This window comes from Stenotrophomonas sp. Pemsol, assembly GCF_003586545.1.
Lineage (GTDB): Bacteria > Pseudomonadota > Gammaproteobacteria > Xanthomonadales > Xanthomonadaceae > Stenotrophomonas > Stenotrophomonas sepilia.
Window position 1 is genome coordinate 5,620 of record NZ_CP025780.1, and the last position, 13,695, is coordinate 19,314.

Annotated in this window: 10 protein-coding genes and 1 rRNA gene; 7 read left to right on the top strand and 4 right to left on the bottom strand. The window is 66.6% G+C overall.

The genetic code is table 11. From position 1 onward, the window contains the following. The first annotated feature begins 182 nt into the window (after positions 1-182). A 5S ribosomal RNA gene (rrf, locus tag PEM_RS00030) occupies positions 183-297 on the top strand. 314 nt (positions 298-611) lie between these two features. On the opposite strand, the gene PEM_RS00035 is transcribed toward rrf, so the two are convergent. Together PEM_RS00035 and PEM_RS00040 are read right to left on the bottom strand one after the other, a co-directional pair. Beyond that, entirely contained in the window at positions 612-2,321 is a 1,710-nt protein-coding gene (locus PEM_RS00035) for a M28 family metallopeptidase (protein ID WP_069140026.1), read from the bottom strand. Positions 2,322-2,407: 86 nt separating this feature from the next. Beyond that, positions 2,408-3,070 carry a hypothetical protein gene (locus tag PEM_RS00040; protein ID WP_005414989.1) on the bottom strand — a complete coding sequence of 221 codons (663 nt, stop codon included), beginning with the start codon at positions 3,068-3,070 and terminating at the stop codon, positions 2,408-2,410. 95 nt (positions 3,071-3,165) lie between these two features. Here PEM_RS00040 and PEM_RS00045 point away from each other — a divergent pair, with 95 nt between their 5' ends. The 3 genes from PEM_RS00045 to PEM_RS00055 all read left to right on the top strand — a co-directional run bounded on the left by PEM_RS00045 (position 3,166) and on the right by PEM_RS00055 (position 6,515). Beyond that, positions 3,166-4,464 carry a peptidoglycan DD-metalloendopeptidase family protein gene (locus tag PEM_RS00045; RefSeq protein WP_111127766.1) on the top strand — a complete coding sequence of 433 codons (1,299 nt, stop codon included), beginning with the start codon at positions 3,166-3,168 and terminating at the stop codon, positions 4,462-4,464. Positions 4,465-4,572: 108 nt separating this feature from the next. Continuing rightward, positions 4,573-6,021 (top strand): S41 family peptidase, encoded by a 1,449-nt coding sequence (locus tag PEM_RS00050; protein WP_119706023.1) that lies wholly within the window; start codon positions 4,573-4,575, stop codon positions 6,019-6,021. Positions 6,022-6,104: 83 nt separating this feature from the next. Further along, complete coding sequence (locus PEM_RS00055) at positions 6,105-6,515, top strand: hypothetical protein (RefSeq protein ID WP_119706024.1); 411 nt, start codon at positions 6,105-6,107, stop codon at positions 6,513-6,515. 116 nt (positions 6,516-6,631) lie between these two features. Here the strand turns inward: PEM_RS00055 and PEM_RS00060 are convergent, their stop codons facing one another. Next, positions 6,632-7,324: a rhomboid family intramembrane serine protease gene (locus PEM_RS00060; RefSeq protein ID WP_053498727.1), complete on the bottom strand. Its 693-nt coding sequence runs from the start codon at positions 7,322-7,324 to the stop codon at positions 6,632-6,634. Between the two features lie 225 nt (positions 7,325-7,549). Between PEM_RS00060 and PEM_RS00065 the strand changes: the two genes are divergently transcribed. The 3 genes from PEM_RS00065 (at position 7,550) to pnuC (ending at position 10,237) form a co-directional block, all read left to right on the top strand. After that, positions 7,550-8,977, top strand: coding sequence for an outer membrane protein transport protein (locus PEM_RS00065; protein ID WP_005414995.1), 1,428 nt, complete (start codon positions 7,550-7,552; stop codon positions 8,975-8,977). A gap of 144 nt (positions 8,978-9,121) precedes the next feature. Beyond that, complete coding sequence (locus PEM_RS20190) at positions 9,122-9,568, top strand: hypothetical protein (RefSeq protein ID WP_005414996.1); 447 nt, start codon at positions 9,122-9,124, stop codon at positions 9,566-9,568. 69 nt (positions 9,569-9,637) lie between these two features. Further along, positions 9,638-10,237, top strand: a complete 600-nt coding sequence (gene pnuC / locus PEM_RS00070) for a nicotinamide riboside transporter PnuC (protein WP_005414997.1) — start codon at positions 9,638-9,640, stop codon at positions 10,235-10,237. Between the two features lie 118 nt (positions 10,238-10,355). Here the strand turns inward: pnuC and putA are convergent, their stop codons facing one another. Next, positions 10,356-13,574, bottom strand: a complete 3,219-nt coding sequence (gene putA, locus PEM_RS00075; RefSeq protein WP_005414998.1) for a bifunctional proline dehydrogenase/L-glutamate gamma-semialdehyde dehydrogenase PutA — start codon at positions 13,572-13,574, stop codon at positions 10,356-10,358. Positions 13,575-13,695: the final 121 nt, after the last annotated feature.

Sequence of the window (13,695 nt, forward strand, 5' to 3'; positions counted from 1 at the left end):
GCGCCGATGGTAGTGTGGCTCAAGCCATGCGAGAGTAGGTCATCGCCAGGGTTTACACCCAAAACCCCGCTGCTGACGCAGCGGGGTTTTTCTTATTAAGTGAAGGCATTGCTTTTCTGGATACCTTCCGCCCAAGGGCAAGATCGCGAAGCTGGCGCTGCAAGCGCTGCTGCAACCGTCTCCCTGGTGAAATTAGCGCTGTGGAACCACCCGATCCCATCCCGAACTCGGAAGTGAAACGCAGCTGCGCCGATGGTAGTGTGGCTCAAGCCATGCGAGAGTAGGTCATCGCCAGGGTTTACACCCAAAACCCCGCTGCTCGCGCAGCGGGGTTTTTCTTTGGGCGCAGTAATAGAGGTAGTGCCAGCCGCTGGCCTGCAACCCGATGGCGTTACATCGCCCGGTAGATCCACGCCATGCGTGGATGCCGTCCACGAGGACGCATTGCGCCAACCAAGGTTGGCCGCTAACAATCGATTGCCGGCCAGCGGCCGGCACTACCGGCAGATCCACACCAGTCATGGATCTGCCGCCGACGGTACGCAAAAGAAAAGCGGCGCCCCGTGGGGCGCCGCTCTGCTCTCAAGTGCTCAGTCGAGCATGGCCCGACTTTACTTGGCCGAAGCCTTGTCCTTCATCATCGCGTCGCGGGCCGCCTTGAACGGGTTGCCTGCATACCAGTTCGGCCAACGATCACCACCGGCCAGTTCCTTGCCCACGCCGTACATCAGCTGCAGGTCTTCAACGGTGCCGTCCAGTTTCCAGGTGGCCGCGTCGAACTCGTCCTTCGGGCCATGGTAGCGGTTGGCGCCGTAGTCCGCCGCGGCCTTGCGGCCCGCTTCCACGCCACCCTCGCGCAGGTCCTCGCCGCCATCGGCGTACAGGGCCGGCACACCGGCCTTGGCGAAGTTGAAGTGATCCGAGCGGAAGTAGAAGCCGCTTTGCACCGAGGTCTCACCGTGCAGCGTACGGTCCTGGGCGGCGGCCAACGGCTTGAGGATGTCCTCCAGCTCCGAGCTGCCGAAGCCGGTGACGGTCACGTCCTTGGCACGGCCGGCCACCGACATCGCATCGATGTTGATCACACCGGCGATCTTGTCCAGCGGGAAGGTCGGATGGGCGACGTAGTACTTCGAACCCAGCAGGCCGGATTCTTCCAGGGTCACCGCCAGGAACACCACCGAACGCTCCGGCTTCGGGTCCTGGTGCGCCATGGCTTCGGCCACTTCGAGAATGCCGGCCACGCCGGTCGCGTTGTCGACCGCGCCGTTGTAGATGTTGTCGCCGGTTTCACCCTCATGCTTGCCCAGGTGGTCCCAGTGCGCCATGTACAGCACGGCCTCGTCGGCACGCTTGCTGCCCGGCAGCACGCCGACCACATTGCGGGACTGCTTCTGTGCGATCTGGCTTTTCAGGTCGACCGCTGCGGTGGCCTTCAGCGGTACCGGCTTGAAGCCGCGCTTGCTGGCATCCTTGTAGGCCTGCGCCAGGTCCAGTCCGGCACCGGCAAACAGGGCCTTGGCCGCCTCGGCGCTCAGCCAGCCCTGCACTGGAATGCGGGCTTCCGGGTCATCCTTGGCCGGTAGGTCGTATTGCGGGCCCGCCCAGGAGTTCTTCACCACGTCCCAGCCGTAGGATGCGCCGGCCGTGTCGTGCACGATCAGTGCAGCAGCGGCGCCCTTGCGCGCGGCCTCCTCGAACTTGTAGGTCCAGCGCCCGTAGTAGGTCATGCGCTTGCCGTCGAACAGCTTCTCGTCGTCGACATGGAAGCCCGGGTCGTTGACGAACATGACGACCGTCTTGCCCTTCCAGTCCTGGCCGGCGTAATCGTTCCACTTCTGCTCCGGTGCATCGACGCCGTAGCCGACGAACACCAGGTCGCTGGCATCGACCTTCACCTCGGCCTGGCCGGTACGGGTACCCACCACCATGTCGGTGCCGAACTTCAGCTCGGTGGTCTTGCCGCCCTGGGTGATCTTCAGCACGGTCGATTCGTCGGCCGTGGTCTCGGTCATCGGCACATCCTGGAACCAGCTGTCGCCGTTGCCGGGCTGCAGGCCGATGCGCTGCATCTGGTCGCGGATGTAGTTGACCGTCAGCTCTTCACCCTTGCTGCCCGGGGCGCGGCCTTCGAACTCATCCGAGGCCAGCGTCTTGACCATCTCGGCGAAGTCGCCGGCATTGATCTCCGGGGAGAACGAATGGGCGGCCGGCTTCGCCGCAGCGGTGTCGGTGGCCGGCGCGGCGGCGGGCGTGTTTTCGCCTTTGCAGGCACTGAGCGCGGCCGCGGCGGCCAGGCACAGGAGGAGTTTGCGGGGCATCGTCGATTCCTGGAGAACAAAGGGCGGCCGCGCCTGATGCGCGACCGGTAACAGTGAGTATCACCGAACCGGCAGGTCCGGCGGGTTCAGTCCGCCGGGGCGGTTTCGGTGTCGAACGGAATTGGCTCGGCGCCGGTCACCGGGCCGATGCGAGCGGAGCGATGCACGTACAGCACCACTTCGCGCTCGAACTGCAGGGGGCCGTTGACCACCGCATTCGGGCCGATGATCACGCGCGGCTTGCGGCTGGCGGTCAGCGAGACACTGAAGTTCGGCTTGCGCACATGCACACCGCCGTTGACCTGCGAACCGATACCGACGGTGATGTCACCATTGACGGTCTCCACGTCCTTGCCGACGCGGCTCTCGACCAGGCCGATGCCGCCGTTGACGGTCTCGACGCCGCCTTCGATCTGGCTGCCGCGATCAGTGAAGATGCTGCCGTTGACGGTGCTGACGCCGCCACTGGCGATCACTTCACGACCCAGGCGCACACCGCCGTTGACCGTTTCGATCTTGCCGGTGCGCGCGCGGTCGGCGACCTTCACCCCGCCGTTGACGGTGTCGATGCTGCCGGTCTCGACGCCTTCGCCGACGCGGATACCGCCGTTGACGGTGTCGAGCTTGCCGTAGCGTTGACCGGGTTCGGCGCTGATGCTGCCGTTGACCTTGCTGATGTTCTCCTGCGCACAGACCGGCCCGGTGGCCAGCAGTACGCCCAACAGCAGCGGAATGGAAAGAGTTTTCATGGCGACCTCGATGGATGTGCGGCTGGCAGGCCGCGTGCGGAGATGTCACCATTCCCCGGTAGCCCCCGCAACTGCCTGAAGTCACTGGAAAGCCCTTGCGCGACAACGCCTTCCCATCACGCCGACATCACATCGCCGCTGCCCGCGGCGGTCGCTGCCTGCTGCTGGGGCTGGCGTTGGCGCTGGCCCTGCCGGTGCCCAGCGGTGCGCAGACCACCCGCGAGACCGAGCGCAAGCTGCAGAAACTGCGAACCGAACTGAAGGGCGTGGCGCAGGAGCGACGGCAGATCGAGGGCCAGCGCGGGCAGGCATCGCAACAACTGCGCGAGGCCGACGAGAAGGTAGCCCGCACCGGCCGTGCCCTTGCGCAGACGGAAGCCGCGCTGCGCGAGCAGGGCCGCGCCCTTGCCGAAGCCGAGCAGCGCCGCAGCACGCTGCAGGGCAACCTGGCCCAGCAGCACCGCGAACTGGCCGGGCTGTTGCGCGCGGCATATCAGCTGGGCAACCACGCACCGCTGAAGCTGCTGCTGTCGCAGGACACGGTGGCCGATGCCAACCGCGCCTTGGCCTACCATCGCTACCTGCAGCGCGAGCGTGCGCAGCGGATCACCACGCTGACCGCCGACCTGAAGGAGCTGGAAGCGCTTCAAGCGCAGATCGCCGAGCGCAAGCAGAAGCTGCAGGGGACGCAGCAGGACCAGAAACAGCAGGCAGCCGCCCTGGAAGCGGACCGCCGCGATCGCGCAAAGACCGTTGCCTCGCTGGAAGAGCGCTTCAAGGACCAGCGTGAGAAGGAACAGGCACTGGGCCAGGACGCCAAGGCACTGGAAACGCTGCTGGCCAACCTGCGTGCCGCTGCCGCGCGGGCCGAAGCCGAGCGGCGCGCCGCTGCACGCCGGGCCGCCGCCGAGAAAGCCGCTGCCGAGCGCGCCGCACGCCAGGCCGCCGCGCAGGGCCGTCCACCGCCGCCCACCAAGGTTCCACCTGCGGTGGCGTCGGCACCGGCGCCGAAGGTCGGCGGCCTGGGGTGGCCGTTGTCCGGCAACCTGCTGGCCCGCTATGGCGGCAAGCTGCCCGATGGGCGCACCAGCAGCGGTGTGCTGATCGGCGCGCCAGCCGGCAGCACGGTCACGGCCGTGGCCGATGGCACCGTGGTGTTCTCCGACTGGATGACCGGCTACGGCATGATCCTGATCGTCGACCACGGCAACGGCTACATGAGCCTTTACGCGCATAACGACACCCTGCTGAAGGATGCTGGCGCGCGGGTCAGCCGCGGCGATGCGGTGGCCAAGGTCGGCAATTCCGGCGGCCAGGGCGTCACCGCGCTGTACTTCGAGCTGCGCCGTGGCGGGCAGCCGGTCAACCCGGACAGCTGGCTGCAGCGGCGCTGAATCCTGGCCCGCCGGATGCGGGCCGGATTCAACGGGAATTTAGCTGTGCTTCGCGCATAATCGGTGCATGTGCCTTGGGCACCATGCCACCGTCGACAGGAGTGATCCATGCGCGCAGCCCGTACCGCCACCCTCTTGCTGGCCCTGTTGCCAGCGCTGACCTGGGCGCAGCAGACCGCGCCCGCCCCCAGCCCGGAAACCAGCGGGCAGGCAGCGAACAGCGAGGAGGCGGTGACTTCGAAGGTGCCGCTGGAGGAAATCCGCCGTTTCGTGGCCGTGTACAACGCGGTGCGCGCCGCCTATGTCGACCCGGTCGATGACAAGAAGCTGATGCAGTCAGCCGTGCGTGGCCTGCTGATCGACCTTGATCCGCACAGCACCTACTTCAACAAGGAAGACGCGCAGGCCTTCGACGAGCAGGCCAACGGTGCCTACGAGGGCATCGGCGTGGAGCTGCAGCAGCAGCCGGACAATGCCAGCATGAAGGTGATCGCGCCGATCGACGACACGCCGGCAGCCAAGGCCGGCATCCTTGCCGGCGATTTGATCATCGCCATCGACGGCAAGCCGATCAGCGCGATCGATGCCAGCGAACCGCTGCGTGGCCCGGCCGGCAGCAAGGTGGTGCTGACCATCGTGCGTGATGGCAAGCCGAAGCCGTTCGATGTCAGCCTGACCCGCCAGACCATCCGCGTGACCAGCGTGCGCAGCCGCCTGCTCGAGCCGGGCTATGGCTATATCCGCCTGAGCACCTTCCAGGCCGATACCGGCTCGGATTTCCAGAAGCATGTGCAGCAGCTGCAGAAGCAGTCCGGTGGCCAGCTCAAGGGCCTGGTGCTGGATCTGCGCAGCAACCCGGGTGGCCTGCTGACGGCCGCCGTGCAGGTCGCCGACGATCTGCTCGACAAGGGCAACATCGTCAGCACCCGTGGCCGCATCAGCATCAGCGATGCCCGATTCGACGCGACCCCGGGCGACCTGCTGAAGGGCGCACCGGTGGTGGTGCTGGCCGATGCCGGTTCGGCCAGCGCCTCGGAAGTGCTGGCTGGCGCGCTGCGCGACAACAAGCGCGCCCGCGTGGTGGGCAGCCGCACCTTCGGCAAGGGCTCGGTGCAGACCGTGCTGCCGCTGGACAACGGCGATTCGGTGAAGCTGACCACCGCGCGCTACTACACGCCCAGCGGCAAGTCGATCCAGGCCACCGGCATCGTGCCGGACGTTGAGTTGAAGCCCGCCGCCGCCCCGGCGGAGGATGCCCTGCCGGCCAGCCTGAGCGATTACAGCGAAGCCACCCTGCCAGGCCATCTGCGCGGCGACGACGAAGGCACCGAGGGCTACCACGCCGGTGCGGTGCTGCCGGGCGACGGCCCGATCAACGACGCGCTGGCCGAGCTGAAGAACCCCGGTTCGGTGGCCGCACGGTTGAAGGCCGAGGCCGCGAAGGCGGATGCCGCCAAGACCGCGAAGGCCGCTGCGGCGAAGCCGGAAGCGAAGGTCGAACCTAAGCCGGAAGCAAAGCCGGAAGCAAAGCCCGCACCGGCCCCGGCCAAGCCCTGACGGTAGCGCCGGGCCGTGCCCGGCGGACGCCCCGTTCATCCGGAAGGCGGCGCAGCCGAGGTGTCGCCCGATAGAATCGGTCCATGGATGATTCGAACCTCGCGACCACGATCAGCCAACTGCTTGGTCGCGATCCGCTGCCGATTGACCGTGCCACTGGCTTGCTGGAATCCTTGGCGAGTCGCCATGGAATTGATCCGTGCCTCGTCTATTGGTGGACCGGCAAAGCGTCGGCTGATCAGACGATCCTATACGACGGCAGCGATGAAGGCCTTTCCTGCTTGGCGAAACTGCTGGCGGAAGTGAACGGCGAAATCTGCTTGGTAGCGTCAGATGAGCGCGCATTCCCGTGGCCGATCTGGACTCTGCAGGCAAGTGAACTGATTCCTTTGCTCGGCGAGTTGCCGTTCTTTGAGTACTTCGTGGTGCTGGATGACGGCGCTACGCTGCTGTTCGATACCCACCACAACACGTTGGTGGTCAGTCGCGAGTGACGCATTCAGCATCATCGCGGACGGAGCAGATCCATATCGATGAAGGAGTCGAGCACGCTCGACGCTACGAACCGGCCGGTGAGCGTGGAGCCGGCCAGCGGCCGGCACTACCTGGATCAGAAGCCGTGGCGCTTGCGCAGTCGGCGGGCGATGGCCGCCCGCACGTAGACCCCGTACACGACGCCGAACACGAAGCCACCGATGTGCGCCCACCAGGCCACCATGCCGAAGCTTGGGCCGATGTGGGCGAACACCACTTGCAGCGCCGCCCAGACGCCGATCAGCAGGTAGGCCGGGGCGCGCACGAACTCCAGGAACAGGCCGAGCGGGATCACCACGCCCAGCCGCGCGCCCGGGAACAGGGCCAGATACGCACCGATCAGGGCCGACACCGCGCCACTGGCGCCGATGATGATCTGGTCCGGGCTGCCCATGGTGTAGATCGCCACCAGGTTCGACACTGCGCCGCCGACCAGGAACAGCAGCAGCAGCCGCCACGGCCCCAGCACCCGCTCGGCGGGCAGGCCGAAGATCAACAGGAACACCAGGTTGCCCAGCAGGTGCGACCAGTCCGCGTGCAGGAACAGGGCGGTGAACAGCCGCAGCACGCTGCCGTCCTGCAGGGTCGCCCACCAGTCCAGCGGGTGGGTCAGACCGGTGGACAGCGCGCCCCAGTCCAGCCAGAGGCTGCCGCGGGCATCGTCCGGACGCGAGATCGACCACAGGAACGCCAGCCACAATGACGCGAACAGCACGGGCGTGGCCCAGCGCAGGGCCGCCTTCTTGCGGGACGGGAGCGAGACGAACATGCCAATAGCCTAGCGTGCGGCCACTTTCGGTGGGGACGGTCCTGTTCAGCTTTTGAGACGAAAAAACCGCCTGCGCTGTTATTGTTTCATTAACAGCTCTGGGTAATACTCGCATACGGCGTCGTATGTCGGGAGGGGAATCCGGCGCGCTCCGATGGGTCCCAGGACCCGGCGGGCGCAGGCGCACTCAGAGCACCATCACCGCTTACCGGAGAGAGAACTACGATGCAAACCGCTTCCACCATTGCCCGACTGACCCTGCTGGCCGTCGGCGTTGCCGGTGCGCTGGCCGCCGCCGATGCCAATGCTGCCGCCTTCCAGCTGAAGGAAAACAGCGCCAAGGGCCTGGGCCGCGCGTTCGCCGGCTCCACCTCGACCGAAGGTGACGCGTCGGTCATCGCCACCAACCCGGCCTCCATGCGCCTGCTCGACGGCACCCTGGTCCAGGGCGACGTCAGCGCCATCAGCTTCGGCGCCAAGTTCCGCGGCCAGGGCCAGTACGGCAACGGCGCGCCGATTTCCGGTGGCAACGGCGGCGACGCCGGCATGATCGCCCCGGTTCCGGCCGCGTACTTCCACGTGCCGTTCGGCGAGAACGACAACATGCACTTCGGTGCTTCGCTGACCGTGCCGTTCGGTTTCAAGACCGAATACGACCGCGACTGGGTCGGCCGCTACAACGGCGTCAAGACCGAGCTGCAGGCCATCGACCTGGGCGTGGCGTTCTCCTATGACGTCAACCCGTACCTGTCGTTCGGTGCTTCGGTGTTCGCCGAGCGCCTGAACGTCGACCTGACCAGCGCTGTCGATACCGGCACCGCGATCAACGCCACGGCCCAGCGCACCGCTGCGGCGCGTGTGCTGGCTGCAGGCGGCACCGCAGCCCAGGCTGCGGCGGCGTCGCAGGCCGCTGCACGCCAGGCCGCCCAGCTCGGCTTCTCGCCGGGCACCGCCGATGGCTACCTGCGCATCAAGGGCGACGAAGTGTCGGTCGGCTACACCCTGGGCATGACGGTCACCCCGGTGGAAGGCACCAACATCGCCTTCAGCTACCGCTCGAAGGTCGAGCACAAGATCACCGACGGCAAGGCCGACTTCACTATCCCGCAGAACGCTGCCGCCTTCCTGGCCACTGCCGCCCCGGGTACCTTCATCGACAGCAACGGCCGCGCCACCATCACCCTGCCGGCCAGCGCCACCGTGGGCTTCACCCACCGCGTGAACGACCAGTGGCAGATCATGGCCGAGGTGACGCGCACGGCGTGGAGCAAGTTCGACCAGGTCACCGTCGACTATGACTCCAACCAGCCGGACAGCGTGCTGCCGTTCCACTACCGCGACACCACCTTCGCGTCGATCGGTACCGATTTCCGCGTGAACGACAAGCTGACCCTGCGTGGCGGCCTGGCCTACGACCAGACCCCGACCACCGACGCCCACCGTGACGTGCGCGTGCCGGACACCACCCGCAAGTGGCTGTCGCTGGGCCTGACCTACGCCGCTTCGGACAAGATGGAATACAGCGTGGGTTACACCCACCTGTTCACCAAGGATCCGAACATCACCTCGACCTCGGCCACTGCCAACACCGTGACCGGCAAGTACAAGGTGAGCGGCGACGTGCTGGCGGCGTCGATGCAGTACAAGTTCTGATTCGGGCGATTGCCTGAAGCAGGACACGGAGGGCCCCGCGCAGGCGGGGCCTTTTTTTTATGCATGGATGACGCTTCCGGCTCGTGACTTTATTGGGAGTGCCTGCCACCTTGCCGGGATTTACGCAGTGCAGGCGAATACAAAATGGTTGATCGTCGCTACCAGAAGCGGATGATCCGATACTGGGCTCGGGAAGAGGCCAAGGCGAACGCGACTCTGGATCGCGTGTTGGAGTCGGAATGGTTCGACTACTGGCACACGCATCTTGACTGGATGGGGCGCGGCAATCGCCATATCAGTGATCGCATCGCCGTTGCCGCAGGGCTCCTACGGCTGCTTGAACGGGTTGCGTCGAGCGGGCGGGAGCATGTGCAGTGTTGGGTGACGCTGGCGCCGGATACCGGTCAGAGTGCGTTGTTCCTGCATTCGCCGAATCCTCAGGGAACGCCATGGCCGCATCCGTTCGATGGCGTGATCTGGGACATCGTTCCGCCTGACTGGCTTGCGCCGTTGCTCTCTTCAACCGGCCTGCAGCCAGGACGCTGGGGAAGCGGAGAAAGCCAGCGATTGCTGGTGCGCGTGCGGCCTTGATTTCCATCCACGCATGGCGAGGATCTACCGGGTTGTCTACGCAGCGCGTGGATCCACGACAATAGCGCCATGAACCTGTCCGACCCGAACTTCCAGCTGGAGCTGGCCGCCAACATCGCCGTCGCCGGCTCGATCCTGCTGGCCGGCCGCAACAACGTGCACACCTGGTGGCTGGGCATCGTCGGCTGTGCATTGTTTGCTGCCGTGTTCGAACGCTCGCACCTGTACGCGGACATGGTGCTGCAGTTCTTCTTCATCGCGATCAGCGTGCTGGGCTGGTGGCAGTGGCTGCGCGGCGATCATGGTGCGCCGTTGCCGATTACTTCATTGCGGCCGCGTGCCTGGGCCTGGCTGGCGCCGCTGGCGGTAGTGGCCACCTTCGGCTACGGCTGGATGCTGACCCGACTGACCAATGCCTATGCGCCGTACATCGATTCGGCGGTACTGGTGCTGAGCGTGATCGCGCAGATCCTGATGATGCGGCGCAAGCTGGAGTCGTGGTGGGTCTGGCTGCTGGTAAACACCGTTGCAGTGCCGCTGTACTACAGCCGTGGCCTGCACCTGACCTCGATCCTGTACATCGGTTTCTGGGTCAATGCACTTGTTGCTCTCGGGCACTGGCGCAATCTGATGCGGGCCGAGGCCACGACGGCACCTGAATTCCTGTAGAGCCGAGCCCACGCTCGGCTGCGCCGGAAAAGCCGAGCATGGGCCCGGCGCTACAGGAAGCAAAACACAAGAAACCCCGCATTCGCGGGGTTTCTTGTTTACCGCACCAAGCAGGCGATCAGTCGCCCAGGGTCAGCAGCGAGGCGTTGCCGCCGGCGGCGGTGGTGTTCACCGTCACCGTCTTTTCGGTGGCAAAGCGCAGCAGGTAGTGCGGGCCGCCGGCCTTCGGGCCGGTGCCGGACAGGCCCTGGCCGCCGAACGGCTGCACGCCGACCACTGCACCGATCTGGTTGCGGTTGACGTACACGTTGCCGACGTGGACGCCGTTGCTGATGCGGTCAACGGTTTCGTCGATGCGCGAATGCACGCCCAGGGTCAGGCCGTAGCCGGTAGCGTTGATCTGGTCGATCACCGCGTCGAGCTGGTCGCCCTTCCAGCGGATCACGTGCAGGACCGGCCCGAACACTTCCTTCTGCAGCTGGCCCAGATCCTTCAGTTCGTATGCGCGCGGCGCGAAGAAGGTGCCGTGCGCCGTTTCGGCGGACAGCTCGGCGGCGGCGATCAGGCGCGCTTCGCGGTCCATGCGCTCAGCGTGGTCCTGCAGGATCTTCAGCGCATCGGCGTCGATCACCGGGCCGACGTCGGTGGACAGCAGGCCGGGGTTGCCGACCTTCAGTTCCTTCATCGCGCCGGCCAGCATGGTCATCACCTTGTCGGCGATGTCGTCCTGCACGAACAGCACGCGCGCGGCCGAGCAGCGCTGGCCGGCGGAGGTGAAGGCCGAACCGATCGCGTCCTTGACCAGCTGTTCCGGCAGTGCCGAGGAGTCGGCGATGAAGGCGTTCTGGCCACCGGTCTCGGCGATCAGCACGCCGATGGCGGCGTCACGCGCGGCCATCGCACGGTTGATCGCACGGGCGGTCTCGGTGGAGCCGGTGAAGGCCACGCCGGCCACGCGCGGGTCGGCGGTCAGCGCTGCACCCACGGTGGCGCCGTCGCCCGGCAGGAACTGCACCACCTCGGCCGGCACGCCGGCATCGTGCAGCAGCTTCACCGCGTAGTAGCCGATCAGGTTGGTCTGCTCGGCCGGCTTGGCGATGACGCTGTTGCCGGCGGCCAGTGCGGCGGCGACCTGGCCCAGGAAGATCGCCAGCGGGAAGTTCCACGGGCTGATGCAGACGAACACGCCGCGGCCGTGCAGCTGCAGCTCGTTGGATTCACCGGTCGGGCTGGGCAGCTTCTCGGCGTGGCTGAACTGCTCGCGCGCCTGCTTGGCGTAGTAGCGCAGGAAATCCACGGCTTCGCGCACTTCGGCGATGCTGTCGGGCAGGCTCTTGCCGGCTTCCTTCACGCACAGCGCCATGAACTCCGGCATGCGCGCTTCCAGCTGGTCAGCGGCGTGTTCGAGGATGGCGGCGCGGCTGGCGGCCGGGGTGCGGTTCCAGGCCGGTTGTGCGGCCACGGCGTTGGCCAGGGCCTTCTGCACGGTGGCGGCATCGGCGGCCAGCCACTGGCCGACCACTTCGCGGGTGTCGGCCGGGTTGGTCACCGGCAGCGCGGCGCCGGCCGGGTTGGCACCCGGTACCAGCGGCGAGGCCTGCCAGGGCTTCACGGCGGCGTTGAGCTGCTCGGCCAGGGCGCGCAGTTCGTTGTCGTTGGCGAGGTTGGCGCCCATGGAGTTCTTCCTGTCGTGGTTCTGGCTGCGCAGCAGGTCAACCGGCAGCGGGATCTTGGGATGCGGAATCGATTCGAACGAGGCGACCATCTCGACCGGATCGCGGATCAGGTCGGCGATCGGCACGCGCTCGTCGGTGATGCGGTTGACGAAGCTGGAGTTGGCACCGTTCTCCAGCAGGCGGCGCACCAGGTACGGCAGCAGGTCTTCGTGCGAACCGACCGGGGCGTACACGCGGCAGGGCAGGTTCAAGCGGTCGGCCGGCACCACTTCGGCGTACAGGTCGTCGCCCATGCCGTGCAGCTTCTGGTGCTCGTACACGCCGCCGTTGGCGATGCTGCGCACGGCCGCGATGGTGTGCGCGTTGTGCGTGGCGAACATCGGGTAGATCGCGTCCGCATGGGTGAACAGCCGCTTGGCGCAGGCCAGGTAGGACACATCGGTGTTCTGCTTGCGGGTGAACACCGGGTAGCCCGGGTAGCCTTCGATCTGCGCGCGCTTGATCTCGGCATCCCAGTAGGCGCCCTTGACCAGGCGCACCTGCAGGCGGCGACCGGCACGGCGTGCCATGTCGGCCAGGTGGTCGATCGTGTACGGCGTGCGCTTCTGGTAGGCCTGCACGACCACGCCGAAGCCATCCCAGCCAGCCAGCGAGGCGTCGGAGAACACCTGCTCGATGATGTCCAGCGACAGTTCCAGGCGGTCGGACTCTTCGGCGTCGACGGTGCAGCCGATGCCGTAGCTCTTGGCCAGCTGTGCCAGTTCCAGCACGCCCGGCACCAGGTCCTTCAGCACGCGCTCGCGCTTGGCGTGCTCGTAGCGCGGGTACAGCGCCGACAGCTTGATCGAGATGCCCGGCGCGTTGTTGACGTCGCCGTCCGGACGGCCACCGCGGGCCTTGTGATCGCCGCCGATGGCGTGGATCGCACGACGGTAGTCTTCCAGGTAGCGCAGCGCGTCCTTCATGGTCAGCGCGCCTTCGCCGAGCATGTCGAACGAGTAGCGGTAGCTGGCGTTGTCGCCCTTGTGCGAGCGCGCCAGCGCTTCGCTGATGGTGCGGCCCATGACGAACTGGTGGCCCATGATCTTCATCGCCTGGCGCACGGCCAGGCGCACCACCGGCTCACCGACGCGGCCGACCAGGCGCTTGAATGCGCTGGGCGCATCGGCGCGCGTGGCGTCGTTCATCTGCACCAGCTTGCCGGTCAGCATCAGGCCCCAGGTGGAGGCATTGACCAGCACCGAGTCGCTGCCGCCCAGGTGCTTTTCCCAGTCGGCATCGGCCAGCTTGTCGCGGATCAGCTTGTCGGCGGTGTCCTGGTCCGGAATACGCAGCAGCGCTTCGGCCACGCACATCAGCAGCACGCCTTCCTCGCTGCCCAGGTCGTACTGGCGCATGAAGGCTTCGATCGCGCCCTGGTCCTTGGCACGCACGCGCACGCGGCCGACCAGGTCGGCGGCCAGCGCCTGCACCCTGGCCTGTTCCTCGGCGGGCAGGCGCGCCTGCGCCAGCAGCTCGCGGACGTGGCTGGCCTCGTCCTTCAACCAGGCATCGGTGATGGCCTGGCGGAACGGGTTGGGGGGCGCCGGCAGTTCCGGCGACAGCAGCGCGCCCGGACGCGGGGCGTCGTGGGCGGCAGGGGAGGAGGAAGGTGCGTTCATGCCGGTCCGGCCAGTGGAAAACTTGGCGATTTTAATCATTTTTGCGGCCTTCGGAAGTGCCACGCAGACACCTTCATGAAGGGCTGATAGCCACTAACGGTGGTGGATTCGGCGTGTTCAG

Bases quoted from the DNA above. Each gene is read 5' to 3' on its own strand.
- PEM_RS00050 (WP_119706023.1), top strand. From the start codon at position 4,573: ATGCGCGCAGCCCGTACCGCCACCCTCTTGCTGGCCCTGTTGCCAGCG.
- PEM_RS00055 (WP_119706024.1), top strand. From the start codon at position 6,105: ATGGATGATTCGAACCTCGCGACCACGATCAGCCAACTGCTTGGTCGC.
- PEM_RS00060 (WP_053498727.1), bottom strand. From the start codon at position 7,324: ATGTTCGTCTCGCTCCCGTCCCGCAAGAAGGCGGCCCTGCGCTGGGCC.
- putA (WP_005414998.1), bottom strand. From the start codon at position 13,574: ATGAACGCACCTTCCTCCTCCCCTGCCGCCCACGACGCCCCGCGTCCG.
- PEM_RS00035 (WP_069140026.1), bottom strand. From the start codon at position 2,321: ATGCCCCGCAAACTCCTCCTGTGCCTGGCCGCCGCGGCCGCGCTCAGT.
- PEM_RS00040 (WP_005414989.1), bottom strand. From the start codon at position 3,070: ATGAAAACTCTTTCCATTCCGCTGCTGTTGGGCGTACTGCTGGCCACC.
- pnuC (WP_005414997.1), top strand. From the start codon at position 9,638: ATGAACCTGTCCGACCCGAACTTCCAGCTGGAGCTGGCCGCCAACATC.
- PEM_RS00065 (WP_005414995.1), top strand. From the start codon at position 7,550: ATGCAAACCGCTTCCACCATTGCCCGACTGACCCTGCTGGCCGTCGGC.
- PEM_RS20190 (WP_005414996.1), top strand. From the start codon at position 9,122: ATGGTTGATCGTCGCTACCAGAAGCGGATGATCCGATACTGGGCTCGG.